Here is a 26,991-nt window from a genome sequence, read left to right on the forward strand (position 1 = left end):
AGAATTAATGAAGGATAAACTACTAAAGTTTGAGGTGAGTATAATCAGGACTTTTTTAAATATAGACGAACAGAACATGGAGATTTTATTTAAAGGAAGTGAAGGTACCCCAGTAATGATTGTTTCGGGTATGGGCTCCTCATTTGATGAGTGGTATGAAATAACCGAAACATTAAGTAAAACGAATCGTGTGATAATGTTTCATAGACCTGGGCTTGGTGAAAGTGAATTGCTAAAGGAATTACGAAATACAGAAACTGTCATAAATGAAATATCAGAGATTATTCGTCTCCTTGAAATAGATGAACCATTTATTTTTGTTGGTCATTCTTATGGAGGATTATGTGTCCAGCATTTTATGAAGAAGCATGAAGAGAAGGTGTTGGGAGTAGTATTGGTAGATTCCACATCTGTAAACTTTAAAGCTCTCGATCAATTGGATTTACCGGTGATCAATGAAGATTCCACGGATGAAGCTTGGTTAGAAAAATGCCTTTTTTATTCCTCTATGAATGAAGAAAGGCTGCGGGTTCAACTAAAACCAACGCTGACAAAACAGCAACTACAATTTCCTATAGACATTCAAAAAAGACTACTAGAGTTTCAAGTAAAGCCAAATTTATATAAGGCAATGTATTTGGAGATAAGTCACTGGGAAAGAGATGCTGAAACAATAAAAAATTTAAATACTTCTCTCAATCTCCCTTTGATAGTCATTGGCAGAGATAAAGCTCATTGTATATCATTAGCAGTGGAAGAAGGATTGCCTGAAAAAGAAGCTGAACTTCTAGAAAATAAATGGGAGGAGCTTATCGAGGGGCAAGCTTATATAACAAAAAATAGTAGGTTAATCTTTGCAAAAGGCTCCAGTCACTCGATACATTTAGATCGGCCAGATATCATTCTAGAAGCTATAAGAATACTAAAAGGAATGGAGCTAGAAGAAAAGAATGGACTTATTAAATAAGGATGTGAACGTGATCTTCTTTGACGCGGGCGGGGTTCTTTTTGACACCTTAGTAAAAGGGGAGCAACGAGTCACTAATTTGATGATGCAACGAGGATTCACACAATCCGAAATTGTAGCCGCTATACATAAAGCCAGTCAGCTAGAACTGCCATTTATAACTAATTGGAAGGAAGAGGAACAATATTACAAAAGTTATTATGGAGCAATCGCTGCGCACCTTGGGGAAAAGAAATTAGAAGATGAATTGATGCTCTTTGCTCATTACGCTGTTAACTGTGAATTGTTTCCGGAGGTTAATGAAGTTCTAGAAACGTTAAGTAAAACTTATCGACTAGCAGTTATTTCTAATGCAATGCCAAGTATGGATTGGATTTTTGATCGTTTAGGAATACGACATTATTTTGAAGCCATTATATTATCGTCTACAGTCCTTCTAGAAAAGCCAAGTGAAGCTGTTTATTATCTTGCCCTGAAGGAGTTATCTGCTAGTAAAGAAGAAAGTGTTTTTATTGATGATAAAATGGAAAATATTGATGGCTCGGAGCGAGCTGGGATAAAAGGTCTTTACTTGAATAGGAGCAAGAGTGATTTAATGGAGCTATTAAAGGACCACAAATTATGGCCTACAGTGTGAAGAAGTTAACTGAGAATAATAAAATTTTTTCTTCAATAAGCTGATTGCAACACTTCACTTATTTCGCGCAACACTTCACTTATTTCCCGCAACACTTAGAGACTTCTGCGCAACACTTTTTGTACTTGCAACACTTCAGAGCATTTGTGCAACAGTTGGAGACTTTCCCGCAACACTCCGCAAGTTTTGCGCAACATTTCAGGCGGTTTCTGCAACACTCCACTAAAAAAGAAAAAAGGTGAGCTTTTAACTCACCTTTGCTTTATTTTTTGTTATTCGATTCTTTATTAATATGTTTCGTTACCTTATTTTTCGAGACTTCAGCAAAGTCAATTCCCATTTCTGTATCTGGGTTTACGGTAGGATTTTTGTATAATTCTTGGCTGTTGTGCGTTCGCTCGTTCATGGTTTTTTTACTGTTCTTGCTACTCATGGAATATCACCTCCTACAGATAATTTACACTTAAGAGGTGGATTTATGCTCCATGACTGAAAGCAACATCATTGTATTATACTCTTGTAAGGTCTACGACAGTTCCAGACTTCGAATCAGCTGCAAACTCAAATTGTTCAAGCTCTCCATTTTTAACTCTTGATATTCCGCCTTTATATACTTCCAAACGGATTGCTTCTTTTTGGAAAGGTTCTGGACTCATATAAATCCATGAGCCATCGATTGGTCCCTCTTCTTTAAAAGAGTTCTTTATATTATTAAGCACTAGATCTGCTGGTTTGTTTGGATTTATTTTATTTGCAGCCTGACTTGCAACAATACCTAAAACGACTCCAGTACCTAATCCCATCATATAGTCTCTTAATTTCATTCCAATTCCTCCCTCTTGTTTATTTTAGTTTATCACATAACTCGATTTCGTAAAATTTTTCGATTGTCGAAATTTATTAGTAGTAAACAATTCAAACTTTTATTACAATAGATAGGAAATGTATTTAAAAAGGCAAAATTAACTTTTCTATGCTTTAGGAGGCATCTACTGAGATGAATGAAGAAACACGCGGGTTGTTTAAAACATTAACCGAGTTACCTGGGGCTCCAGGAAATGAGCATGCTGTTCGAGCATTTATGCGAACCGAGTTAACAAAATATGCAGACGAAATAGTACAAGACAATTTAGGTGGAATTTTCGGATTGAAAAAGGGCGATGAAAATGGTCCTAAAATATTAGTTGCTGGGCATATGGACGAGGTCGGATTTATGGTTTCTGGCATCACGGATAATGGAATGCTACGTTTCCAGCCACTAGGTGGATGGTGGAACCAAGTTCTACTCGCTCAACGTGTAGAAATTGTTACAGGTTACAAAACAATTCCAGGTGTAATCGGATCTATTCCTCCTCATTTGTTGAGTGATGAGGTTCGTAATAAACCAATGGATATTAAAAATATGTTAATCGATGTTGGTGCTGATGATAAAGAGGATGTACTTAGAATGGGTATTAAACCTGGCGATCAAATTGTCCCTGTTTGTCCGTTTACTCCAATGGCAAATGATAAAAAAATTATGGCTAAGGCTTGGGACAACCGTTATGGTTGTGGGCTTGCGATTGAATTATTAAAAGAAGTTCAAAATGAACAGTTACCAAATATGTTGTACTCTGGAGCAAATGTTATGGAAGAGGTAGGTCTTCGCGGGGCACAAGCCTCCACTAATATGATCAAGCCTGATTTGTTCTTCGCTTTAGATGCTAGCCCCGCAAATGATGCTTCTGGCAATAAAAATGAGTTTGGTCAATTGGGGAAAGGTACTCTACTACGTATATTTGACCGCTCCATGATCACTCATCGAGGGATGAGAGAATTTGTATTAGATACTGCTGAGACTAATAATATTCCATATCAATATTTTATCTCACAAGGTGGAACAGATGCAGGAAGAGTTCATACTTCGTTAGAAGGTGTACCTAGTGCAGTAGTTGGTATATGTTCACGTTATATTCATACCTCTTCGTCTATTATTCATACAGATGATTACGCAGCAGCGAAGGAATTAATTGTGAAGCTTGTAAAGGCATGCGATCGTTCAACACTTGAGACTATTAAAGCAAACGTCTAAAAAGGATGCCCCGAGTGGCATCTTTTTTTAAAATTAAAGATATAAATTATACATATTCAATACATATTGCTTGGAATAATAGATAGCAACAGACAGTCCAAAAATCATATCTTTTTCAGCCGATGAAATTGAACTTTCTTATTGTTTTCATTGGCTTGTTTCAAAGAAGGAGATTAAACGATGCATAAAATACTAATTGGAACTAATAATAGGGCTAAAACAAAGGCAGTTGAAGTGGTAGCTGGCAAATTTTATCCTGATGCTATTTTTGTAAATCAGGAGGTTTCCTCACAAGTGTCGAATCAGCCTATGAGCAACGAGGAAACTAGGCAGGGAGCTATTAACCGAGCAAAACGATTAATGCAAGACTTTGATGGTATCTTTGGCATCGGCTTAGAAGGCGGTGTACAGGAGATTGCTGATACTATGTATGTTTGTAACTGGGGTGCTCTTGCAACCAAAACCGGAGAAGTGTTTACTGCTACCGGAGCAGGTGTAGCCTTACCAAAGGAAATAGCAGATAGTTTAAAAGAGGGTGCGGAACTTGGACCCATAATGGACGTCTATACTAACAAGAAAGGTATACGTCATCACGAAGGAGCAATAGGAGTATTTACAAACGGTTTTGTAAAACGAAGTGATATGTTCGAGCATATTATGTTATTGCTCATTGGTCAGTATGAACTTTCTTTAAAGACTCAAAATGCGAAATTAGATTTACAGGAATGAAAAACCAACTAACTTAATAAGATATACTAGTTGCAAGTAAATAAAATCATAGTTAAAATATATAGCAGTTATGCATTGAATGGAGGAAAGAATTTGACGAGAATTTGGATGCGGGTTATTCTCGCGTCGCTAGCTGTCATTTTAATAGCAGGGTGCGCATCTATAGATGAACAAGCTGTAGACGGCCTTGAACAAGCTGAAAAAGCCTTTCAAGGGGATGCTGAAGATCCTAACGAAGAAATTAACAGTATAAAACTTTTCTTACCAAGTGGATATTCTATTGAAGATGATTCCGATGAAACTAATATTCTTCTCAACAAAGGGAAAAATTCTTTTATTTTATTTATCAATCCTAATGAATCGTCTTCGAGTAAATTATACTATGATTTAATGATGGCAAATAAAAATGTGAAAATCATTAAGGAAGCAACCTTTGAAAAAGATGATCGGTTTGGTTTTGTTGCCATTTTAGAAAATAGCGAAGATAGATATGAGTTAATAACCAGTATTGGCGGTATCAAATTAACAACTATTACTAAAGAGAAAGATGTTGCTAATAATCTTGAACAGATGATGATGATAGTCAGATCTATTCAAACGAAATAGGGGGAATTCACGTGGAAAACTTACAATCCATTGATCAATTCGAACAATTAAAGAATACTGGGAAGGTTGTATTTAAATTTACAGCCGATTGGTGTCCAGATTGTCATTTTATCGACCCGTTTATGGGAGAGGTGGAAGAGCAGTTTTCTGAATTCCAATTTATCTCCGTAGATAGAGATGAGTTTATAGATTTATGTGTTGAGTTAAACATTTTAGGTATTCCGAGTTTTGTCGCTTTTGAAAATGGAAACGAGATAGGTCGTTTCGTAAGTAAAGATCGTAAAACAAGAGAAGAAATTGAATTATTTCTTCAATCTATCTAAGAGACTAAACGGTTCACAAATTGTGAGCCGTTTTTATTTGGGATTCCATACATAATATTTGTTTTTAACTGCTATATAGCGATAGAATTCACATAGGCAAGTCTTTTGTGAATAAGAAAGGAAGGGATACTTTGAAAGCACTTGAATTGATAAGATTATTTAAAACTAAAATGACAGAAGAAATATATATGTATGATTACAATCGTGAAACGAATAAGCTTCGTTTAACCCATAAGCAACTAGGAAAAGGTATGGATATTTCGATTCCTCCTATATTAGCGAAATATGAAACAAAAAAAGAGGAAGCAATTAACGAGGTAGTATACACAATACAAGAGACATTTTCAGCTATGGAGAAGGAAATGGCAGGAGAAATTGATCCAACGTTAGCGGTTTATCCTGTAATTCGTTCTACTTCCTTTCCTCTTAAATCTAACGAGGGAAACCGATTTGTTACGAAAGACCATACTGCTGAAACTAGAGTTTACTATGCTTTAGATTTAGGAAATACTTATCGTTTGCTAGATGAGAAGATGTTAGCGAGCTGGAATGTGCGGGAAACTGAGATAAGGGAGAGAGCTCTATTCCAGGTTAGAAATCTAAAAACAAATTATAAAACGGATGAAGTTGCTGGCAATATCTTTTACTTTTTTAACAATAATGACGGTTATGATGCAAGCAGAATCTTAAACGAATCTCTATTAAAAGAAATGAAAAAACAGATTTCTGGAGATATGACTGTTTCTGTACCCCATCAAGATGTTATGATTATTGGTGATATAAGAAATGAGACAGGTTACGATGTTCTTGCTCAAATGACTATGCATTTCTTTACAGTAGGGACAGTGCCAATTACCTCATTATCTTTTATATATGACAAAGGAGATTTAGAGCCAATCTTTATCCTGGCTAAAAATCGAGTAACAAAGGAGAACGAAGACAAATGAATATATTTTACAATGCAGCCGGTATAGGTGACGTGTTATTAGTCCAATTAACACCAGAAAAAACAGAAAAAGTTATAACTGAAACTAAAGGCGATGTAACGCTTGTTAAGGATCAGCAATCAGCTGAGATTCTTGCAATCAATATATTTGGATTTAGTAAATATGCACAACTAGAAGCAAACGGACAAGTTACTTTAAATGAGGAGCTTGTGACAAAAATTCAAGCAGTATTAAATTCAAATGAAGTAGATTACCAATTAGAGGTGGACCTGTCTCCTAAGTTTGTAGTTGGTTATGTGGAATCTTTAGAGCAGCATCCAAATGCGGACAAGTTAAAGGTGTGCCAAGTAAACGTAGGAACTGAAACCTTACAAATTGTTTGTGGCGCTCCAAACGTGGACGCTGGCCAAAAGGTAGTGGTAGCTAAAGTTGGAGCTGTTATGCCTTCTGGAATGGTTATTAAAGATGCAGAACTTCGAGGAATTGCTTCAAGTGGAATGCTTTGCTCTGCCAGAGAGCTTGCTTTACCAAATGCTCCTGAGGTGAAAGGTATTCTTGTTTTGGAAGATAACAATGAAATAGGAAGTGCCTTTGTTTCATAAAAGTATGAAGAAGTTCTTAAAGCATGCCTAATAGGTGTGCTTTTTTTCTACTATCTTTTAATTTTTAACAGACGTATACCGTAATTATTGGTAAAATAGATGGTATCGAGTAGAAAGAGTGATGTAAATGAACTGGTTTAAAAAATTATTTTCAAATAATGAGGAAGAAAATATAGAAGAATTTGAAGCTGAGGAGTTATCTCCAAAAGAAACGAAAACTCCTTTCCGCTTTCCATTAATATCGGATAATGAAAAAAACGAATTCCTGTATGGAGTAAAGGAAGAAAAAATAATTAACGAGCCGATTGTAAATGAGAAAAAAGTATATGAAGCTCCTCCTATCTATGAAGGCTGGCAACAAAGAAAAATACAGCCAGTAGTCAAAAAAGTGGAAAAAGAAATAGTTGAAGAAACAGCTATCGTAAAGAAAAAGAGACCCTTCACTCCAACTCAAGTTCCTTCTCCAGTATATGGCTATAATAAGCCGAAGGAAAAATATGGGACAACCCACAAGGAACCAATTATAGAGAGAGAGCCTATTATAAGTAAAGAAAAAATTGTGAGTCCTTTCCCCATGCCACAGGAGGTAAAGGCAGAGCAATCAGTGGAAATCAAAGAAAATGCCATAGAGGATCCAGTACTTGTAGTAAGTGAAGAAACATCGGAGGTTCTCGATAAAGCTCCGAGTATCAATACTTCTTTAGAGGAATCGCCAAACGAGATAGTAGAAGTAAAACAAGAATTGGAACAAATTTCTAATGTGGAAAAGCCGAAATTAGAGCATGTTGAAGTAAAAGAGGAATCACAAGTAGCAGAACCGCTTGAAGTAGTAGAGGAATCAGTAGTAAATAATCTTGAAGTTAAAGAAGAGCAACCAATGGTAACTGAGCTCCTTAAAGTAGAAGAACAGCCATTAGTCGAGCAATTTGAAAGAAAAGAAGAACAGCTGGTAATAGAACCGCTTGAAGTCAAAGAAGAATCAGTAGTAAATGTTCTTGAAGTAAACGAAGAGCAACCAATGGTAGCTGAGCTCCTTAAAGTAGAAGAACAGTCATTAGTCGAGCAACTTGAAAGAAAAGAAGAACATGAAGTCGAAGAAGAAGCAGTAGTTAATGCTCTTGAAGTAAACGAAGAGCAACAAACGGTAACAGAGCTACTTGAAACCAAAGAAACACCGCTAGTCGAGCAACTTGAAAGAAAAGAAGAACAGCAAGTAGTAGAATCGCTTGAAGTCAAAGGGGAATCAGTAGGAGAACCGATTAAGACGCCTGAAGCAACTCGAACAGAGAAAATCAGACCCTTTAACGTTTTAATGCTGAAGTCAGATAAGGATAAGTTGAATAAACTAGGAAATAAAATAATACCTAACCAACAGAGCTTTTCATCCATGCCGCCTGTTTCTGTAGCTGAGCCGACACAAGCCCGACATAAAGAAGAAGTAAGGGTGGAAGAAAACTCTGTAACAGAACCAATTGAGGAAATGCAGGAAGAATACACTTCTAGCTATCAAAAACCTTCCTTTAGTTATCTTTTACCACCAGAGATGAAGGATGAGGATAAAGAGTGGATGGAGGATCAAGCTGCCACTTTAGTGGAAGCCCTTTCGTATTTTCAAGTGAGCGGGGAAATTGTTCAAATGTTTCAAGGACCAGCAGTTACTCAATTTGAAATTACAGTAGGACATGGTACGAAGGTAAGTAAAATTCGCAACCTAGCAGATGATCTTAAGCTTGCTCTAGCAGCGAAGGACATTCGTATACAAGCTCCTATACCAGGAAAAAGCTCAATAGGTATTGAAATTCCTAATAGAAAATCACGTGCTGTACGTATATCGGAGGTTCTTAACACGAATGTATTTATTGAATCTGAATCTCCTTTAGAAGCAGCCCTTGGTTTAGATTTAACTGGTAAACCTGTGACAATCGATTTGAGAAAGATGCCACATGGGCTAATTGCAGGAGCAACAGGCTCGGGGAAATCTGTGTTTATCAATTCTTTGCTTGTTAGTCTGTTATATAAGGCAACTCCAGATGAATTGAAATTATTGTTAATCGATCCTAAGATGGTGGAGCTTGCTCCTTTTAACCATATTCCTCATTTAGTAAGTCCAGTAATCACAGATGTGAAAGCTGCAACAGCAGCTCTCAAATGGGCAGTTGAAGAAATGGAACGTCGTTATCAATTGTTTGCTCATATCGGAGTGCGTGATATTAGCAGATATAACACATTGGCCACGGAAAAAAGACAGTTTGCTCAAAAACTACCTTACCTTGTTATTGTAATTGATGAGCTAGCTGACTTAATGATGATGGCTCCAACCGAGGTGGAGGATGCTATTTGTCGTATTGCACAAAAAGCAAGAGCTTGTGGAATACATCTTGTTTTAGCAACACAACGTCCTTCTGTTGATGTAATTACAGGCCTCATAAAGGCAAATATTCCTACACGAATTGCTTTTTCTGTATCATCCCAAATAGATTCACGGACTATTTTAGACCAGCAAGGTGCTGAGAGATTGCTTGGTCGCGGAGATATGCTTTATCAAGGCAATGGTATGTCGAGTCCAGTAAGGATTCAGGGTACTTATGTGACAGACGATGAAATAGAAAGTGTTATTGACTATGCAAGAAGCCAAGGAACTCCCAATTATATGTTTGAACAGGATGAGCTAATACAAAAAACAGAGACCGCCTCCGAACAAGACGAATTATTTGAGGAAGCTTGTCGATTTGTAGTTGAACAGGGCAGTGCATCCACATCATTATTGCAACGGAAATTCCACTTAGGATATAATCGGGCAGCTAGGCTGATTGATGCTATGTATGAGAGTGGTTATATTTCTGATCAACGAGGAAGTAAGGCTAGAGAAGTGTTATTGACAAATGATAGCATTGACCAAATTTTTAGTTAAATATATTTATTAATATAACGTACTAAAAAGTGATATAATGGGGAATACGTCTAATAGGCGAACGCATAATCAATGTATATAAGTGGGACTAATCCCAGGAGGTTTACAATGTATGACAAAGTATCATTTTACAGGGATTAAGGGATCGGGTATGAGCCCGTTAGCTCAAATCCTTCATGATGAAGGTCATGAAGTTCAAGGATCCGATATTGAAAAATATTTTTTTACAGAAAAACCATTACATGATCGCCAGATAAATGTTCTATTGTTCGATGAAGATAATGTAAAAGAAGGAATGACAGTGATTGCAGGAAATGCATTTCCTGACACTCATCCTGAAATAGTGAAGGCTAAGGAACTTGGGTTGGAAGTTATTCGTTATCATAAGTTTTTAGGTGATTATATGAACCAGTTTACTTCAATTGCAGTAACTGGAGCTCATGGGAAAACGTCAACTACAGGTCTACTCGCTCACGTTTTAAGCGGTTATAACGCTACTTCTTATCTAATTGGTGATGGCACTGGTAAAGGGGTTAAAAACGCCTCTAATTTCGTTTTTGAAGCATGTGAATATCGCAGACACTTTTTGGCATATAGTCCAGATTATGCGATTATGACTAATATCGATTTTGACCATCCAGATTATTTTACAGATATTGAGGATGTATTTAACGCGTTTCAGGAAATGGCGATGCAAGTTAAAAAGGGCATTATAGCTTGTGGAGATGACTCTCATCTTCAACGCATTAAAGCGTCTGTGCCTGTTGTCTATTATGGTTTCGGGGAGCATAATGATTTTGCTGCTCGTAATATAGAAAAGACAACAGAGGGGACTTCCTTTGACGTATTTGTAAGAAATGAGTTTTATCATCGGTTTACGATACCAATGTACGGTGATCATGTCATTTTGAATTCTTTATCGGTTATATCTTTATGTCATTATGAGGGTGTGCCTGTAGAGGTTATCCAGGATGGTTTAGAATCCTTTGAGGGTGTTAAAAGACGTTTTACGGAAACAGTTATAGGAGATCGTGTAATTATTGATGATTACGCTCATCACCCGACAGAAATTGCTGTAACAATTGAAGGCGCACGTCAAAAGTATCCAGATAGAAAGCTTGTAGTGATATTCCAACCACACACATTTACTAGAACTCAAAAGTTCTTAAATGAGTTTAAAGAAAGCCTTAGCTTGGCTGACGAAGTGTACTTATGCGACATATTTGGATCAGCTAGAGAAAACGCAGGCTCTTTAACTATCGAAACACTAGGTGATCTTATAGATGGCAGTCATATCCTTCAAGAGGAGTCGGTGGAACAATTATTAACTCATGAAAATGCTGTGTTTATGTTTATGGGTGCAGGAGATGTCCAAAAATATCAAAAGGCATTTGAAAAAAAACTAAATAATTAATAAAAATGCTTAATCTCTTATGTAGATTAAGCATTTTTTAGAGGAGTTTTCAAAAAAAAGTAGTATAGTATATAGAGTAAGAAGTTTAGTTTGGTTCAATTAGGGTAAAAATACTACATAACAAAAATGATGGGGAGTGTCCAAATGGAAAATCTATTATACATAGCTGCAATTGTAGCGGCCATAGCATTTCTAATATTATGTATAAGCTTGGCGGTAACTTTGTCTTCCGTTAAAAAGACCTTGAACAATGTGGCAGATACATTAGATGGGTTAGAGGCTCATTTACAAAACGTAACAAAAGAAACTGCTGAACTTTTGCATAAAACAAACGAACTGGCAGTGGATATTCAAGATAAATCCGAGAAGCTTAATACGGTTGTAGAAGCAGTGAAAAATGTTGGAACATCGGTGAATGGATTCAATAACTCAATACAACGCCTGTCAACTTCTGTCACTTCAGAAGTGGAAAAAAATGAAGATAAAATTGCACAGGTTGTTCAGTGGAGCAGCATTTTCCTTGGCATACGTGACAAGTGGAAAGAACGCAAAGCAATGGAACAAGCTGGCTTTTATACATTTGAAAAAGACAATATAAAATAAGCTAACTGGAGGAATTGAAATGACTAATTACGAATCAAACAAACCAAATTACAATGATGCAAAATTTGACCACGAGTACTATGCAAACCAATCATCTTACGATCGACAAGGGCAGCCTAGCTATCCACCAATGCCTTCTTATAAGGAAAGCCGCCACAATATCTATAAGGATGAAGAAGTAAACGGTAAGGACTTCATCATGGGAGTAATTATCGGTGGTATCATAGGCGCTACGACAGCACTATTATTAGCCCCAAAAACAGGGACAGAGCTTCGTGACTCCTTAACATCTCAAGCAGGCCAGCTGAAAGAAAAAACAATCGACCTTTCTTCAACTGCTAAAGAAAAAACAACTCAAATTTCTAAACAGCTGCAAGAGCAATCTGGTCAGCTAGTAGACAAAGTGAAAAACATTAAAGGTTCACCTGCTTCACCATTAGATGATGGTACTGCTTCATCTGAAGGAGAAGAACCAATGGATTTCATGGAGACTATTTCTCAAACGACAGAAGAGTTAACAGAAGAAGAGGAAAATGCTACTGCAGTTGCTGAAGCTATTAAAGAAGCGATTACAGAAGAAAACGATTCTAATTCAAATTCAAACTCTAAAAAGACCACCACTACAAAAAAATAAAAAAAGAACAAGCAGAGATGCTTGTTCTTTTTTATTTTTCTACCCTAATCGAATTTCCAGTTGATCTCCTCCGAAAATTTCTTCATCAAATCGGGAAGGTTGACCATTTCTTAAAATTTGAAAAGAGGTGGCATTCTCTGGAAGAGTCCACTCTGTGAAGCGAAACACATCTTGAAAAATCCAGGAGGAATCATTTGCTTCTTCCCATACAATCTGAGCATTGTTTGGTATGACATCACTTCCTTGAAGAGTCAATTCTCCCATAGAAACTATAGCAAGCTCTTTAAAAAGTTCAACTTTTTCACTTTGAAAGGTGACTACTGTTCTAATAGATAATTTTTTGTTTAATATCTCAGCCAATTTTTCCAACGTAGTGTACTCTAAAGTATTGATTACTATTACGTCATTATCTTGAATGGAACTCTGTAATTTGCCTTTCATCCCGTTAATGAGTAGGTTAGGAGAAAGTGCGGGCATATAGTGGTTTTTATCGTTAATGGTAACTGTGTAAGGGTTTAGCTTCTCTATATAGCTTTCCTTGTTGATGATTTGTAGGAACTGTTCTACTGTCTGAACTGTTTCCACAGTAACCTTGTCTCTTTCCTTTAAAGGAGTGTCTATTGTAGAAGAAGCACCGTTGATATAAATCTTTGGTTCTACAATATACATAACTCCTTGGAAGGTGACTGTTTGAACAGATGCCTCATCCAACAAGTCTCGAACAGTAGCTACTCCTGGGTTTCCATCTTTTCCTTCTAGAAGCTCAATTGTATCTTTATTTTTTATAATGGTTTTCGTATTAGCCTCCATTCCATTTACCATTATCAAAGCCGCTTGACCATGTTCTCCTGGGATATGAAGAGTTTGATTATTAAGTTGGATAGATAGAGCAGCACCAGGTTTCCCGTATAATTTTCGGGTTGATATATTCGCAGCTAATAACGCATCACCAACTGTCATTTCCTTAAGTTCAAATAAACGAACAACCTGCCCATTCACCTTTACAGACATATACTGAATAGGAGACTTTTTCGCTGCAATTGCAATACCAATCGGTGTGACAAGCTCCGGTGTGATTGGAATATGTTCTTCCTTTGTTAAATCTTGTATTGCATCGATACCTCTAACAGCAACTCTATTAGCTGGCAAATTTAATGCTTGTTCTAAAGAGGTGGTGATGGTAGGTGTTAGGCTACCACCTCCTACAAGCATGACAGCTTTAGGAGAGCGATTATTATTTAAACGTAGTATCTCTTTTGAAATTTCAGTTGCTAGTTCTGTAATTGTTGGTTTTAGAGCTTCTATAACTTCTTCCTTTGGTATGTCCTGTTCAAAACCAAGGATATCCTGCACTTGAATGTAATCATTAGTATTGATTGCTCTCTTTGCTTTTTCAGCAAGAGGAAAGTCCAATAAATAATGATCGCTTAATGCTTCGGTAATTTCATCTCCCGCATATGGAACCATACCATAGGCGACTACTGTACCAAAGTCAGTGATTGCTATATCTGATGTTCCTGCTCCAATATCAACGAGGGCAACATTTAAACGACGCATTGATGTGGGAATCAATACATTAATAGCTGCGATTGGCTCTAATGTAAGAGCCTCCATTTCTAAATTAGCTCGCTTTAAAGCAGAAATCAGAGATTCAACCACAACTCGCGGAAGAAAGGTAGCTATTACTTCTATTGAGGCTTCCTCACCTTGTTGGTCAACCAAGCTCCCAATTTCTTCTCCATCCAATTTGTAGTATAAAACACTATATCCAACACAATAATAGTGACTAGACTGATTTCCACTGTCGGGCTGAACAAGAGCATTTTGAGCCTGCTGAACTGCTGAAAGCTCTAGTCTACTGACGTCTTCCTCGGAAAAAATCGGTCTATTTTTTATATTCATTTTTATCTCGGCTTGCTCAGTTTTTAAAGCTCTTCCTGCTGCAGCAACGCTTACTTTTTCTAAAGGACCATGCTTAGCTTCTAGTTTTTCCTTTATCGATTGTATTACCTCTGCTACTTTGAGCACGTTATGTATTTGACCATCCATCATTGCTCGATCCTTATGTTCTTCCACAAGTATGTCAACTACATGAAACGTTTCATTTCGTTGTTCTAGAATTATTCCTACGACAGATCGTGTACCGATATCTAATGCAAATAGGGTAGATGACAAGTTCTCACTTCCTTTTTAATATGAGACACTTTAGCGAGTTGAATCGCTAAAATAAAAAGCGTGACATTTCTCAAATGATTGATTATAATATGAATTATATCCTAAAATGTATCATAATTTTCAGGCGATAGAAAGAGTCGTAGCTGAGACGAAAGGAGAAATATCTATGAATCAAGTGGATTTAGAGGCTTTACGAAGCCGTGTAGACGAGATTAATGTAGAAATTCTACGTTTAATCAATGAAAGATCGGAAGTAGTGCAAGAGATAGGTAGAGTTAAAGAAAAGCAAGGTGTAAATAGATATGATCCTCTTCGTGAAAGACATATGCTAGATCATCTTAAAGAAAACAATGACGGTCCAATGCCACAATCAACTGTGGAGCATATATTTAAAGAAATCTTTAAAACAGCTCTAGAATTACAAGTGGATGACCAGAAAAAAGCACTTCTCGTTTCTCGCAAAAAGAAATCAGAAGATACAATTGTAACAATTAATGGAGAACAAATTGGTACAGGAACGCCATCGTTTGTATTTGGCCCTTGTGCTGTTGAATCATATACGCAGGTTGCAGAAGTTGCTGCTGCGATCCAATCTAAAGGATTAAAGCTAATTCGCGGAGGAGCATACAAACCACGTACGTCTCCTTATGATTTCCAAGGACTTGGCTTAGAAGGATTGAAAATTTTAAAACAAATTTCTCAAGAATTCGGTTTAGCGGTTGTTTCGGAAATCGTAACACCTAGTCACTTAGAGGAAGCACTGGACTATGTAGATGTTGTACAGGTCGGTGCCCGAAATATGCAAAACTTTGAACTATTGAAAGCAGTAGGTCAAATAAATAAACCTATCCTATTAAAACGTGGGATTGCAGCTACTTTAGATGAATTTATCCATGCTGCTGAATATATTATCTCTCAAGGTAATGACCAAATCATTTTATGTGAGCGTGGTATCCGCACATATGAAAGAGCTACAAGAAACACTTTAGATATTTCGGCAGTGCCTATTTTAAAACAAGAGACTCACTTGCCTGTATTTGTTGATGTGACGCATTCAACTGGTCGTCGTGATATTTTACTACCTGCTGCTAAGGCTGCAATTGCTATTGGAGCTGACGGAGTAATGGCAGAGGTTCACCCAGATCCTGCAGTGGCATTGTCTGATGCTGCTCAGCAAATGAACTTAAAGCAATTTGATGAGTTCTATGATTCCATTCAAAAATTCATGAAAAATCATGAAGTTCACGCTTAAAATATAGTATTGTCACAAAACCGACTCTAAATAAGAGTCGGTTTTATTATTTAATTGAAAGTTGTTGAGGATATAAAGTATTATTTTAATATATACTGTAAATTAGATAAGAAAAGGAGGGTATGCAATGACTATCACTATTTATGATGTAGCAAGAGAAGCTAATGTATCTATGGCTACTGTGTCACGTGTAGTTAATGGCAATCAAAACGTAAAACCAGCAACTCGCCAAAAGGTGTTGGCCGTGATCGAACGACTAGATTACCGTCCTAATGCTGTGGCAAGAGGTTTAGCAAGTAAAAAGACAAAAACCGTAGGGGTTATTATCCCGGACATATCAAATGTTTTTTATGCGGAATTAGTTCGCGGTATTGAAGATATTGCAACTATGTATCGCTATAATATTATTTTAACGAATTCCGATCAACAGGAAGAAAAAGAAGTTCAGTTATTGTCGACCCTCTTAAGTAAACAAGTAGATGGTATAGTCATGATGAGTGACTATGTTTCAGAGGAAATGTTACATGAGATGAACCGGGCAAATGCACCGGTTGTTTTAGCAGGAACAGTGGAGCATTCTAATTCGTTCCCTTCTGTGAATATTGAATATCGTGAGGCTGCTATTGATGCAGTGAATCGACTTATTCAAAACGGTCACAAGCGAATCGCCTTTATATCAGGTTCCATTTCATCTCCGATTAATCGTGACTTTAAGCTTGCGGGCTATGAGGAAGCGTTGGAAAATGCGGATATCGAAGTGGATGAGGATTTAATAGTAGGCGTCGATAATACATACGACGACGGTTTAGCGGCATGGGAACAGCTTTGTAAACTGGACAATCCACCAACTGCATTTTTTGCAGGAAGTGATGAAATAGCAATCGGACTTATTCACGGAGCACAGGATAGTGGCTTAAATGTCCCTAATGATATTGAAATTATAAGCTTTGAGAATTCCAAACTTGCTCGAATGGTACGACCGCAATTAACTAGCGTAGTGCTTCCTTTATATGATATTGGAGCGGTTTCCATGAGATTGCTGACTAAGTTTATGAATAAAGAAAAGATTGAGGAACAAAATGTAGTGCTTCCTTATCGTATTGAGGAAAGAAATACAGTTAAATAACATTGTTGAGGGAGAGTCATGATACATTCATGACTCTTCTTTTTTATGGAGAGAACCATTTGCATATTAGTACATATCCATTTAATCACATAATTGCTATTTTATTAGATCCGGGAGAATGAACAAAGAATAGTCGATTTCAGCTTTATGCGGACGCTTTCCGTGGGGGAATGATAAGCCATCACCGTCGCTTACGCGTCTCATCTGTCGCACTGATCCCATTGGAGTCGCCGTATGCTGCTCCAATCAAAAGTTGTGTGGAAGTTAGATTGCCGTATGGATAAAACAAAATCAACTATTAAATTTAAATTCAATTTATATAAAAAGTAGGATCAATAGATGGCAAACTTGTCTTTCGACTGACGGTTTTCGTGGGGGGAACGATATTTGAACGACTACTCTGTAACATTTCTTAATTAAACCAGCTCATCATCTCGATGGTCTATGATACAATTTCGGTGATTCAGTGAGAAAATATTTTGCTTAAACTAACAATGCTGTTTAGTTTAAAAAGCAGGTATTACTAAAGGGATGTCGAAGGTGTTAATTAAAGGAATTATTCTATTAGAGAAAGAGGTATTAAAAGTGAGAAAAACTAAAGATAAAAATGAATTATTGGAATGGGTAAAAGCAATAGGCATTGCTATCTTATTTGCCTGGGGAGTTCGAGTATTTATATTAACACCTATTGTCGTTGATGGTGCTTCTATGATGCCCACCTTTGAAGACGGTGACAAAGTAGTAGTGAATAAAATTGGTCCAAGATTGACGGAGTACAAGCGATTTGATGTGATTGTATTTGAAGCAAAAGAAGATACAAATTATATCAAGCGTATTATAGGTATTCCTGGTGACCGTATTGCTTATGAAAACGATGAACTTTTTATTAACGGTGAGAAGTACGAAGAACCCTACTTGGATGAATATAAAAAAGCTTTGCTAGGCAATGATACACTCACTCAAGACTTTACATTAGACCAAAAACTAGGTGAAATTGCTGTGCCAGAGGGACACTATTTTGTACTGGGAGATAATCGTCTTAATAGTATGGATAGTAGAGATCCTAGTGTTGGTTTTGTACCGATGGACAAATTTTTAGGGTCTGCAGAAATTGTTTTTCTTCCTTTAGATAATTTAAAGTTAATAAAATGATTCTGTTATTGTTATTCAACAAAATTGGAAAGTAGTAAAAGTAGGATAGAAATTATTGTATGGAATATTTAATGATATAAACTATTTTTGCGGAAGACCATTTGATAATAAAAGCTTATAGTAAAAAGGATGGAATGATTATGATGGTAGTAAGTGAAAAAGAAGTTCTTATACTGAATAGCGACAGAAATTTTAAATCACTTCTTGAAATAATTGAGTCTGTACCAAGCAGAAAAAGAAGTGTTTCTATTGAGACTCTAGAAAGAGATAAGAATTTCCGTGATGTAATAATGCATCTGTATGAGTGGCATGTAATGCTTGAAAGGTGGTATAGAGAAGGGATGGATGGAGATATCCCTTTTATACCAGCACCCGGTTATAAATGGAGTACTATCAAGCTACTTAATATGCAGATTTGGAAAAACTATCAAGATGTAACATTAAATCAAGCTATAAAAAAATTTAAGTTAAGCCATGAGAGAGTAATGAATTTAATAAAGGCACATACGAATGAAGAAATCATGACAAAGAAATACTATAAGTGGACTAAGACAAGTAATTTATACAGCTATTTTGCAGCAAATACCTCCAATCATTACATATGGGCTATAAAAAAATGTGAAGTTATTGCAAATTATATTAATGACGGAGAAAAGGACAAGCTTGTGAAACAAAGTACCTAAAGTAATGGGATAAGTTCAAAATGACCATCATTTCCAGGGTTTATTTTAAACTAAGCAGTAAAATTAAGAAGGATTCTTTTTCCCAAACAAAGAATATTAGTTAAGATAGTAAATCAGTCTTTTTAAAAGGGAGTGACGGAGAAGATGTTAAGTAAAATCGGTCAAATTATGTTGTATGTAAATAACCAAGATAATGCTGTGAAATTCTGGACAGAAAATTTAGGGTTTACTGTAATAGCCGAAGAGAACAATGATCAGGGTTTTAGATGGATTGAAATTGCTCCGAAAAATGGTGCAGAAACAAGTCTCATTCTGCATAATAAAGATTTTGTCTCTAAAATGTCTCCTGGATTAAATCTTGATACTCCTTCATTAATGTTTTTCACAGAGGATATCGAACAATTATACAATGACTTATTAAATAAAAAAATTACAGTCGGAGAGATAGTAAATATGCCGACTGGTAGAGTATTTAACTTTGCAGACAATGAAGAGAACTATTTTGCAGTAATGGAAAAAAAGTAATTTCCTAAATAATAGTTGATAAGTACAGGTAAGGCTACTTAATCTAGGTAGCTTTTTTATTATGTAAGGATAGATATTAACTTTAAAGAAAACATTTGTAATAGGTTTGCAAAACTTGGCACTTCATAATGAAGTAATAAATACCTTGTTTAAAAATATTTTTGTTTTTTATAGTTAATTTTAACCTTGTGATATAGTACAACAAAAATCTCATTTCGGTAGATAAGCATGCAAATCAGATATGAGCGAACACTTTCATTCATTTTATATTAGTGAGCAGAATACGCGCATAGTGACTCCTTTGTATAGGATAATATTGATGTATTGGATGGGTATAAATATTAGGTTGAAGAATTCTTAAAAAGGGAAGTGTGAAACAATGATCTTAGAAACGGTAATGCAGGAGCTTGAAGCACTAGGCAAGGAAAGAACTAAAAAGATATATCTTTCTAACGGAGCACATGAACCGCTATTTGGCGTTGCAACAGGTGCAATGAAACCAATCGTAAAGAAGATAAAAATAAATCAGCATTTAGCTGAGGAACTATATGCCACTGGGAATTATGATGCGATGTACTTTGCGGGTATTATTGCAGATCCAAATGCAATGAGTGTGTCCGATTATGATCGATGGATGGATGCTGCTTATTTTTATATGCTGTCTGATTTTGTAGTAGCAGTTACTTTATCTGAGTCAGATATTGCACAGGAAGTTGCTGACAAATGGATTGCAAGCGGGGAAGAGCTAAGAATGTCTGCTGGATGGAGCTGCTATTGCTGGCTTTTAGGAAATCGAAAAGACGATGAATTTTCAGATGAGAAAATTTCCAATATGCTTGATATGGTAAAAAATACGATACATGAATCGCCAGAACGAGCGAAATCCTCTATGAATAACTTTATTTACACAGTAGGGCTTTCCTATTTACCGCTCCATAAGAAAGCATTAGAAACTGCTAAGGCTATAGGTCCTGTGGAAATAAAACGTGAGAAGAAAAAAAACAGTTTTCTTAATGCTTACGAAAATATTCAAAAAGAGATTGAAAAAGAAAGGCTTGGTTTTAAACGTAAACATGTAAGATGTTAATTTGTTAGAGGGATACTTAAAAACATCCATCTATAAAATTCACTTTTTATAGCATGTGCGTAATTGAATAAAATTGTATTCCATTGTCTGCTTTTAATTCCTAACTAATTAGGAAATAGAAGCAGCTTTTTTGTATTCTCGTTAATGACCATTTTATATTCACTACTGGGGAATATTATCAATAGGATGGCGTCCTTTTATTCACTGTAGCTTCTAAGCTACAAGTCCAAAAGTATTATTAAGAATTGTACTAAAATATCTTACATATTCATTTTTACTTCTATAAAAAATTAGGCTTCTTCACCTTTTAAAATACCAGCTATTATTTTACATTATTTACTTTATTTTTATTCGAAAAGGATACTTTGTAAACTTATAAATACCATTTAGGTGCAACTTAAAACCCTCTAAAAAATTTTGAAAACAAGAGGTAATTAGTAATATTATTGTGTCTAAAATGGTACATATAAACCGTTCAAAAGTATTGAACATCAAAAAAATAGCATTTTAGAGTTCATAAAATGTTGACACACTATTGTGAACGTTATAATAATAAAATTGTGAATAAATGGATAGGTAACTTTTAGAAGCGTAGGAAGAGATAGCTAAAGAATCTAATAGTTTATCATGAACTCATTATTTGAAAATAACTTATCTTACATTTTATTTAGTAAGTCTTTGGGGAAAATAGTTTCTTACCCGGCAGAGTTCTTTTTCCATGTTTCACAAAAAAACATTAGGAGGTAATGTATGAAGAAGGCTAAGAAAACTATGTCAAAAATGATTGTAGTTGCAACCTCGGCTGCCTTAATTGCTAGTTATTCTGGAAGTGCCGTAAACGTTTTGGCGGCATCGAGTACTGATGCAATAAAAACGGCTGTAGAGCTCGAAGTAAAGGAAGCGAAAGAGGCAACTGTTAGTAAGTTTGACTTGTACGAAAATAGTTATTTAAACGCGTATAACGAAGTGTTTAAAGTAGCGAGAGAGGGTATTACATCCGTCACAACCAACGGCGGAAATTATTCTGGCTCTCCTGTTGAATATGCGATAGATGGAAATTTAAATACCCATTGGGAAACTGGAAAACCAAATAGTACTGCATTTACTAATGAGTTGATATTCACCTTCAAGGATTTAACTGAATTAAACAGAATAGTTTATGCTGCAAGACAGTCAAGTGCGCAAGGAAAAGGTTTCGCCCAAGAGTTTGAGGTATATAGTTCTTCTACTGACACAGGTGATGACTTTGCATTAGTATCTCCAGGAGAATATAAAGGTACAACAGGAGATATAATTGAGATCGAATTTGATTCAACAGAGTTTAAGAGAATCAAATTTGTATTCAAAAAGGCAAATCAAGATTGGGCAAGTGCTGCTGAATTTGGCTTTTATAAAGAAGACCATGTAAGAGCTAGTATGAAATCATTATTTACAGATAGCACTTTTACTAAAGTAAGTGCTGAATTTAGTAGTGTCGAGGCTTTAAATAACTTAGATAAAGAAGCGCAAAATCATCCTTTATATGAACAATATAAAGAAAATATTGAGAATGCTAGAGCTTTAATTACGGAAGAAAAAATAGAATCTACAATAGCGACCACGAAGCAATTTAAATATTATTCGGATAACGAGTATTCAAAACTATTTAGAATGGATAACGATAATATTCTAAGCATTAGAAACAATGGAGGTCACTATAGCAGTTCTGTGATTGGAAATGCTGTGGATGGTAATATAAGTACATATTGGGAAACAAATAGAGCTAACACGACTAGTTTTTCTAACGAAGTAGAAGTGACCTTTAAAGAAGCAATTACTCTAGATAGAATTATGTACGGAGCAAGACCTGACAATAAAGGCTTTGCAGAGGAATTTGATATTTATGCCTCTCAAACATCAACAGGTGATACTTATCAGCTTGTAGCAAATGGACAACATAATCTAGTTACTGGATTAGTGGAAGCTAAGTTTGAACCTACAAATTTTAAGCGAATAAAATTTGTGTTCAAAAAGTCAAATCAAAACTGGGCAACGCTATCAGAATTAGCATTTTATAAAGAAGATGTTTCATCTAACAAAATGGCAAAGTTGTTTACGGATATCAATAAAAATAGAGTAGCAGCTGAGTTTAATACGGTAGAAAAATTAAATATCTTAGAAGATAGCGTCAAGGAACATCCTTTATATGATGTCGAGTTCAAAGAAGATCTTACCAATGCCTATGTATTAATAAATCAAGAAGATGTAGAGACAACCACAGCGGTAACAAGAGCTTTTGGTTACTATGATAACGTAGCATATACAGAGCTATTTAAAATGAATAATGAGAACATAAAAAACATTCGTAATAATGGTGGGCATTATAGCAGTGCTGTCCTCGCGAATGCTATTGATGGGAACATAAGCACATACTGGGAAACAAATAGAACGAATACAGCTAGTTTTTCAAATGAGGTAGAATTAGAATTTAATGAATTGATAACGTTAAATAGAATCGTGTATGGGGCAAGATCTGACCGTAAAGGCTTTGCAGAGAACTTCGATATCTATGCTTCTCAAACGTCTAAAGGTGATACATATCAATTAGTGTCTACCGGTAAACACAATGTAATTAGCGGCTTAGTGGAAGCCAAATTTGTGCCTACACAATTTAAACGTGTGAAATTTGTATTCAAAAAATCAAATCAAAATTGGGCAACATTGTCAGAAATAGCATTCTATAAAGAAGATCCTATAGAAGATAAAATAAACAATATTTTCACTGATGATACAATGAGTGAGCTTACATCTGAATATAATGAGGTAGCTAAAATTAATGCGTTAGAAAACGAAGCAAAGGCACATCCATTATATAGTATTTTAAAATACCGTTTAGATTTAGCCAAACAGCTACTAAAAGGTGAAATCGTTACGGATGGAAGAATCATTCAAGTAGAGCAGCATGGGAATATGATGAGTCATGCTAACCAAAATTTAAAGTTTGGTTTCGGGAATAATTATCAACCAACAGGAATTGCTGCACTGCCAGGAGATAAAGTAACTGTTTATGTAGAGGCGGATTCAGATGGGCCACTACCACAAATTGTATTCGCTCAACAGGAAGGAAGTTTTGCTAACTGGGCTAGAACAGTAAATTTACAACCGGGAAAAAATGAAATTACTGTACCCGCAGTGCCTCAGGATAGCTGGTATAAACAAGAAGTTACAAAGGGCGGGACAATCTACATTTATAATCCATATACGCCAGAACAACAGACTTCACCAATCATTCGTATTGAGGGTGGAGAAAGAATACCTTTTGTAACGAAAGATACAAATCCAGAGGAGTTTAAAGCTTTTTTAATCGATTATAAAAATCGTTTGGATTTGGACAAACAGAATCATCCAAATGTGGAAGATAGAAAGCTGATCGATGTGGTGGAGGTAGTGAGTGACCACCTCGTATTCACTGGGACAGCAACTGGCGCCTATCAAACTTATTCCGTGAATGGTTACAACCCTTTAGACACTGTAAAATCCTATAATAATTATATGGATGAAATTTTTAAATTTTATGGGTTAGACGGAAGTAATGAAAAGAACGATCCGAAATATATTCGTGAGAATATAAGGTTAGCACAGCCATTTGGTTATATGTATGCATATACGAATCATATAGGTGTTCAAGGTGACGTTATGGAAAGTATGTTAGTGCCAGACAGCTATGGCTGGGGAGTATCACATGAAATAGGGCACAGAATGGATGTTAACGCTCGACTTTATGGGGAAACAACAAACAATATGATTGCAATGCAAATGTCAGTATATTATGGAAAAACAGATCAACGAATTCCTTATGAAGATGATATCTATAAAACGATCTTCGATGATAATCCTAGTCCATATGAGCCACAAGGGTACTTCAAAAGACTGGGTGTATTCTGGCAATTGGAAATGTATCATAAGGATTATTGGGGAGAATTAAATAAGCTATACAGAGAAAGAGATATCTCAGCTGCTACGGAAGATGCTAAACAGCAGTATCTAGTCGAACTTTCATCTGAAGTAGTCGGTCAAGATTTAAGTGAACACTTTGCTAGACATGGCTTCACAGTGAACCAGGAAACAAAAGAAAAAGTTAGTAAATATCCAAAGCCTAAGAAAGTATGGTATTTAAATAATAGTGTACTAGGATATGAGGGTGTTGGATTTTCTAAAGGTGCTTCAGTAGATGTAAACATTGTTCGTGATACTGAAAAGAAAACTAATACAATTCATTTCGTTATGGACAAAGCTAATAAAGACGACTTACTTGGATATGAAATTAGTCGAAATGGTAAAATGATTGGATTTACTTCTACAGCATCATTTGTCGATCAAAATATTAGTTCGAAAGAAAATTATACGTATCAAATAGTAGCCTATGATAAGAAATTAAATACCTCAGAGCCGTTAGAAATTAAGGTATTTAAACCTACGCTTTCAGTTGAAGACCATCTGACACTTAAACTAAATCAAAGCTTCGATCCAATGTCTTATGTGAAGGCATCTGACTATCAAGGCATAGATATTACAGAAGATGTTGTCGTTAAATCAAATAATGTAAATACAACCCAAAAAGGGAACTATGAGATTGTTTACGAAGTAATCAATAAAGATATTAAAGAAACGAAAACGACACAAGTGACAGTAGTAAGTGACTTCGAATACGCTTCTGATATGAATCCTGTATCTTCTAACATAGCATGGGGTGGATATAAAAAAGATAAATCACCATCTGGGGGAACAATTGGTCTTGTTAGACAGGGACTAGAGGCAACGTACGCTAAAGGCATCGGCGCACATGCTATTTCAGAAATCGTGTATAACATTGATGGTAAGGGATTTGATTTCTTTGAAAGCTATATAGGAATTGATCAAGCCATGAGAGGAAAAGGTTCATCTGCAGCATTTGAAGTATGGGTAGATGGCGAAAAGAAATATATAAGCAATAATTTCAATTCAAACACAGACAGTGAATTTATAAGAGTTCCTTTAACTGGAGCTAAAGAAATAAAACTAGTAACGACCGATGCTGGAAATAATGGATCTGACCATACAGTGTGGGCGGATGCAAAGTTTACAAAAAACTCTAGTAAACCAGTTATTACTGTTAAATCAGAAGCAACTAAGGTTGGACAGCCTATCGATATCAAAGGACAATATTCAGCTGTAGATGCGGAAGATGGTGATTTGACTGATCGAGTAGAAGTTACAGGAGTTGATAAAGTTAACTTCAATAAAACTGGTAAATATGAGATTAAATATACTGTAACAGATAATGATAATATTACGGTAACAGAAATGAGAACAATTTCAGTAGTAAACATGGAAGACTACAAGTATCTTTCAGATTTCGATTGGAAGTCCACACAAAATAGCTATACCGCTCCTAAGAAAGATAAAGCAGTAAGTGATAACATTTTAAGATTAACAAATGAGAGTGGTAGTCAAGTCTCCTATGAAAAAGGGATTGGAGCACATTCAAATTCAACAATTGTATATGATTTAACAAATAAGGATATAGATTACTTTACTTCATTTGTTGGGGTAGACCGTCAAATGTATGGCACTGTGGGCTCTGTTATATTCCAAGTATTTGTCGATGGTGAGAAGCGATTCGACAGTGGGCTCATGAATTCTAGAGATGCTCAAAAGTTTGTTGAAGTTAATTTAGCTGGAGCAAAAGAAATAAAATTAGTCGTAACTGACGGTGGGAATGGAAATGGATCTGACCATGCAACATGGGGTAATGCTAAATTACATTTCGCTAATAGTGAGAGAATTTATATGCAGGATTTAATGGTGATTATTGAAACTGCAAAAGCTATTAATGCAGAAGACTATACGAAAGAAAGCATGAATGCTCTATTAGCTAGCCTTGCAAAAGCAGAAGAAGTTCTAGCTAATACAAATGCTACTCAAACAGAGGTCGATGAAGCGGTAAATGCATTAGAAACAGCAAAAGCAGGTTTAGTTGAAGTAATATTAACACAAGTAATTACGATTAAAGACGATTATTTACGAGAATCTATTAAAAGTACATTAGGCTTAAAAGAGGAAATTACGCTTAATGATATGCGTAAGCTCACATCACTAACAAGTGAATCGAAAAGAGTACGTTCTCTTGAAGGTATAGAGTACGCACAAAATTTAGAGACACTAGATATTTCTGGGAATGAAATAACAGATTTTTCTCCATTAAAAGAGTTAAAAAATTTAAAAACGTTAATTGCTGACCCTCAATTTGTTGATGTGGGAGAATTAAAAGGTCCCCTAGTAGAAGTAGAAAACCTTGTTACAGGGTTCGATGGTAAAAAAGTAAGACCTGATGTAGCTGGACTTAACAAAACTATTACAAATAAAGAGATACAGTTAGATGTAAATACATGGGAAAATAACCCAGAAAGGTTTACAATAGATCTTTCTGAGGAAGAGAAAGGACTTTATTGGTTAGGTCTTTCTTATAAAGTCGAAGAAAATACTGTAATCTTACGCTACCTAATCAACAATAAATAAAAATCATAGT

At 35.7% G+C, this 26,991-nt stretch carries 22 protein-coding genes; 19 read left to right on the forward strand and 3 right to left on the reverse strand.

Annotated elements, in window-relative coordinates; all coding sequences use genetic code 11:
* The first annotated feature begins 76 nt into the window (after window positions 1-76).
* Window positions 77-967 (forward strand): alpha/beta fold hydrolase, encoded by an 891-nt coding sequence (locus ACQKNZ_RS07955; RefSeq protein ID WP_427659031.1) that lies wholly within the window; start codon window positions 77-79, stop codon window positions 965-967.
* Window positions 951-1,604 (forward strand): HAD family hydrolase, encoded by a 654-nt coding sequence (locus ACQKNZ_RS07960; protein ID WP_427659033.1) that lies wholly within the window; start codon window positions 951-953, stop codon window positions 1,602-1,604. The genes ACQKNZ_RS07955 and ACQKNZ_RS07960 overlap by 17 nt, the downstream gene beginning before the upstream one ends.
* Window positions 1,605-1,866: 262 nt before the next feature.
* Here ACQKNZ_RS07960 and ACQKNZ_RS07965 read toward each other — a convergent pair whose 3' ends face one another.
* Together ACQKNZ_RS07965 and ACQKNZ_RS07970 are read right to left on the reverse strand one after the other, a co-directional pair.
* Window positions 1,867-2,037 carry a hypothetical protein gene (locus ACQKNZ_RS07965; RefSeq protein WP_427659035.1) on the reverse strand — a complete coding sequence of 57 codons (171 nt, stop codon included), beginning with the start codon at window positions 2,035-2,037 and terminating at the stop codon, window positions 1,867-1,869.
* 76 nt (window positions 2,038-2,113) lie between these two features.
* Window positions 2,114-2,428 (reverse strand): hypothetical protein, encoded by a 315-nt coding sequence (locus ACQKNZ_RS07970; RefSeq protein ID WP_144535237.1) that lies wholly within the window; start codon window positions 2,426-2,428, stop codon window positions 2,114-2,116.
* A 173-nt stretch (window positions 2,429-2,601) separates the two neighbouring features.
* On the opposite strand from ACQKNZ_RS07970, the gene ACQKNZ_RS07975 reads away from it, so the two are divergent.
* From ACQKNZ_RS07975 to ACQKNZ_RS08020, 10 genes are all read left to right on the forward strand, one after another.
* Window positions 2,602-3,675 (forward strand): M42 family metallopeptidase, encoded by a 1,074-nt coding sequence (locus tag ACQKNZ_RS07975; RefSeq protein ID WP_151113457.1) that lies wholly within the window; start codon window positions 2,602-2,604, stop codon window positions 3,673-3,675.
* 180 nt (window positions 3,676-3,855) lie between these two features.
* Window positions 3,856-4,404 carry a DUF84 family protein gene (locus tag ACQKNZ_RS07980; protein ID WP_427659037.1) on the forward strand — a complete coding sequence of 183 codons (549 nt, stop codon included), beginning with the start codon at window positions 3,856-3,858 and terminating at the stop codon, window positions 4,402-4,404.
* Between the two features lie 93 nt (window positions 4,405-4,497).
* Window positions 4,498-5,010, forward strand: coding sequence for a hypothetical protein (locus ACQKNZ_RS07985; RefSeq protein WP_144535243.1), 513 nt, complete (start codon window positions 4,498-4,500; stop codon window positions 5,008-5,010).
* 11 nt (window positions 5,011-5,021) lie between these two features.
* Window positions 5,022-5,333 carry a thioredoxin family protein gene (locus ACQKNZ_RS07990; RefSeq protein ID WP_427659039.1) on the forward strand — a complete coding sequence of 104 codons (312 nt, stop codon included), beginning with the start codon at window positions 5,022-5,024 and terminating at the stop codon, window positions 5,331-5,333.
* 131 nt (window positions 5,334-5,464) lie between these two features.
* Window positions 5,465-6,280, forward strand: coding sequence for a DUF1444 family protein (locus ACQKNZ_RS07995; RefSeq protein WP_144535247.1), 816 nt, complete (start codon window positions 5,465-5,467; stop codon window positions 6,278-6,280).
* Complete coding sequence (ytpR, locus tag ACQKNZ_RS08000) at window positions 6,277-6,882, forward strand: YtpR family tRNA-binding protein (protein WP_144535249.1); 606 nt, start codon at window positions 6,277-6,279, stop codon at window positions 6,880-6,882. The genes ACQKNZ_RS07995 and ytpR overlap by 4 nt, the downstream gene beginning before the upstream one ends.
* A 127-nt stretch (window positions 6,883-7,009) precedes the next feature.
* Complete coding sequence (locus tag ACQKNZ_RS08005) at window positions 7,010-9,793, forward strand: DNA translocase FtsK (RefSeq protein ID WP_427659042.1); 2,784 nt, start codon at window positions 7,010-7,012, stop codon at window positions 9,791-9,793.
* A gap of 112 nt (window positions 9,794-9,905) precedes the next feature.
* Window positions 9,906-11,207: a UDP-N-acetylmuramate--L-alanine ligase gene (gene murC, locus ACQKNZ_RS08010; RefSeq protein ID WP_427659044.1), complete on the forward strand. Its 1,302-nt coding sequence runs from the start codon at window positions 9,906-9,908 to the stop codon at window positions 11,205-11,207.
* Between the two features lie 144 nt (window positions 11,208-11,351).
* Window positions 11,352-11,810 carry a DUF948 domain-containing protein gene (locus ACQKNZ_RS08015; protein WP_144535255.1) on the forward strand — a complete coding sequence of 153 codons (459 nt, stop codon included), beginning with the start codon at window positions 11,352-11,354 and terminating at the stop codon, window positions 11,808-11,810.
* 19 nt (window positions 11,811-11,829) lie between these two features.
* Entirely contained in the window at window positions 11,830-12,444 is a 615-nt protein-coding gene (locus tag ACQKNZ_RS08020; RefSeq protein WP_144535257.1) for a YtxH domain-containing protein, read from the forward strand.
* A 39-nt stretch (window positions 12,445-12,483) separates the two neighbouring features.
* Here ACQKNZ_RS08020 and pilM read toward each other — a convergent pair whose 3' ends face one another.
* Window positions 12,484-14,619 carry a pilus assembly protein PilM gene (gene pilM / locus ACQKNZ_RS08025; protein ID WP_427659046.1) on the reverse strand — a complete coding sequence of 712 codons (2,136 nt, stop codon included), beginning with the start codon at window positions 14,617-14,619 and terminating at the stop codon, window positions 12,484-12,486.
* Window positions 14,620-14,785: 166 nt separating this feature from the next.
* On the opposite strand from pilM, the gene ACQKNZ_RS08030 reads away from it, so the two are divergent.
* The 7 genes from ACQKNZ_RS08030 to ACQKNZ_RS08060 all read left to right on the forward strand — a co-directional run bounded on the left by ACQKNZ_RS08030 (window position 14,786) and on the right by ACQKNZ_RS08060 (window position 26,981).
* Window positions 14,786-15,871: a bifunctional 3-deoxy-7-phosphoheptulonate synthase/chorismate mutase gene (locus tag ACQKNZ_RS08030; RefSeq protein ID WP_144535261.1), complete on the forward strand. Its 1,086-nt coding sequence runs from the start codon at window positions 14,786-14,788 to the stop codon at window positions 15,869-15,871.
* A 127-nt stretch (window positions 15,872-15,998) separates the two neighbouring features.
* Entirely contained in the window at window positions 15,999-16,997 is a 999-nt protein-coding gene (ccpA, locus tag ACQKNZ_RS08035) for a catabolite control protein A (RefSeq protein WP_144535263.1), read from the forward strand.
* Window positions 16,998-17,582: 585 nt separating this feature from the next.
* A complete protein-coding gene (gene lepB, locus ACQKNZ_RS08040; RefSeq protein ID WP_427659049.1) occupies window positions 17,583-18,149 on the forward strand; it encodes a signal peptidase I in 567 nt (188 codons plus the stop codon).
* 140 nt (window positions 18,150-18,289) lie between these two features.
* The gene (locus ACQKNZ_RS08045) at window positions 18,290-18,832 is read left to right on the forward strand and encodes a ClbS/DfsB family four-helix bundle protein (RefSeq protein WP_340863455.1); all 543 of its coding nucleotides are present in this window, start codon (window positions 18,290-18,292) and stop codon (window positions 18,830-18,832) included.
* Between the two features lie 144 nt (window positions 18,833-18,976).
* A complete protein-coding gene (locus tag ACQKNZ_RS08050; RefSeq protein WP_427659051.1) occupies window positions 18,977-19,357 on the forward strand; it encodes a VOC family protein in 381 nt (126 codons plus the stop codon).
* 379 nt (window positions 19,358-19,736) lie between these two features.
* Window positions 19,737-20,444, forward strand: a complete 708-nt coding sequence (locus tag ACQKNZ_RS08055) for a DNA alkylation repair protein (protein ID WP_427659053.1) — start codon at window positions 19,737-19,739, stop codon at window positions 20,442-20,444.
* Window positions 20,445-21,194: 750 nt separating this feature from the next.
* Entirely contained in the window at window positions 21,195-26,981 is a 5,787-nt protein-coding gene (locus ACQKNZ_RS08060) for an NPCBM/NEW2 domain-containing protein (RefSeq protein WP_427659055.1), read from the forward strand.
* The last annotated feature ends 10 nt before the right edge of the window (window positions 26,982-26,991 follow it).

It is taken from the genome of Psychrobacillus sp. NPDC093200 (assembly GCF_050280345.1).
GTDB lineage: Bacteria > Bacillota > Bacilli > Bacillales_A > Planococcaceae > Psychrobacillus > Psychrobacillus faecigallinarum.

What these genes read in the sequence shown, in the direction of transcription:
- ACQKNZ_RS07955 (WP_427659031.1), top strand. Translation starts at nt 77, where the DNA reads ATGGAGATTTTATTTAAAGGAAGTGAAGGTACCCCAGTAATGATTGTT.
- ACQKNZ_RS07960 (WP_427659033.1), top strand. Translation starts at nt 951, where the DNA reads ATGGACTTATTAAATAAGGATGTGAACGTGATCTTCTTTGACGCGGGC.
- ACQKNZ_RS07965 (WP_427659035.1), bottom strand. Translation starts at nt 2,037, where the DNA reads ATGAGTAGCAAGAACAGTAAAAAAACCATGAACGAGCGAACGCACAAC.
- ACQKNZ_RS07970 (WP_144535237.1), bottom strand. Translation starts at nt 2,428, where the DNA reads ATGAAATTAAGAGACTATATGATGGGATTAGGTACTGGAGTCGTTTTA.
- ACQKNZ_RS07975 (WP_151113457.1), top strand. Translation starts at nt 2,602, where the DNA reads ATGAATGAAGAAACACGCGGGTTGTTTAAAACATTAACCGAGTTACCT.
- ACQKNZ_RS07980 (WP_427659037.1), top strand. Translation starts at nt 3,856, where the DNA reads ATGCATAAAATACTAATTGGAACTAATAATAGGGCTAAAACAAAGGCA.
- ytpR (WP_144535249.1), top strand. Translation starts at nt 6,277, where the DNA reads ATGAATATATTTTACAATGCAGCCGGTATAGGTGACGTGTTATTAGTC.
- ACQKNZ_RS08005 (WP_427659042.1), top strand. Translation starts at nt 7,010, where the DNA reads ATGAACTGGTTTAAAAAATTATTTTCAAATAATGAGGAAGAAAATATA.
- murC (WP_427659044.1), top strand. Translation starts at nt 9,906, where the DNA reads ATGACAAAGTATCATTTTACAGGGATTAAGGGATCGGGTATGAGCCCG.
- ACQKNZ_RS08015 (WP_144535255.1), top strand. Translation starts at nt 11,352, where the DNA reads ATGGAAAATCTATTATACATAGCTGCAATTGTAGCGGCCATAGCATTT.
- ACQKNZ_RS08020 (WP_144535257.1), top strand. Translation starts at nt 11,830, where the DNA reads ATGACTAATTACGAATCAAACAAACCAAATTACAATGATGCAAAATTT.
- ACQKNZ_RS08030 (WP_144535261.1), top strand. Translation starts at nt 14,786, where the DNA reads ATGAATCAAGTGGATTTAGAGGCTTTACGAAGCCGTGTAGACGAGATT.
- ccpA (WP_144535263.1), top strand. Translation starts at nt 15,999, where the DNA reads ATGACTATCACTATTTATGATGTAGCAAGAGAAGCTAATGTATCTATG.
- ACQKNZ_RS08045 (WP_340863455.1), top strand. Translation starts at nt 18,290, where the DNA reads ATGATGGTAGTAAGTGAAAAAGAAGTTCTTATACTGAATAGCGACAGA.
- ACQKNZ_RS08050 (WP_427659051.1), top strand. Translation starts at nt 18,977, where the DNA reads ATGTTAAGTAAAATCGGTCAAATTATGTTGTATGTAAATAACCAAGAT.
- ACQKNZ_RS08055 (WP_427659053.1), top strand. Translation starts at nt 19,737, where the DNA reads ATGATCTTAGAAACGGTAATGCAGGAGCTTGAAGCACTAGGCAAGGAA.
- ACQKNZ_RS08060 (WP_427659055.1), top strand. Translation starts at nt 21,195, where the DNA reads ATGAAGAAGGCTAAGAAAACTATGTCAAAAATGATTGTAGTTGCAACC.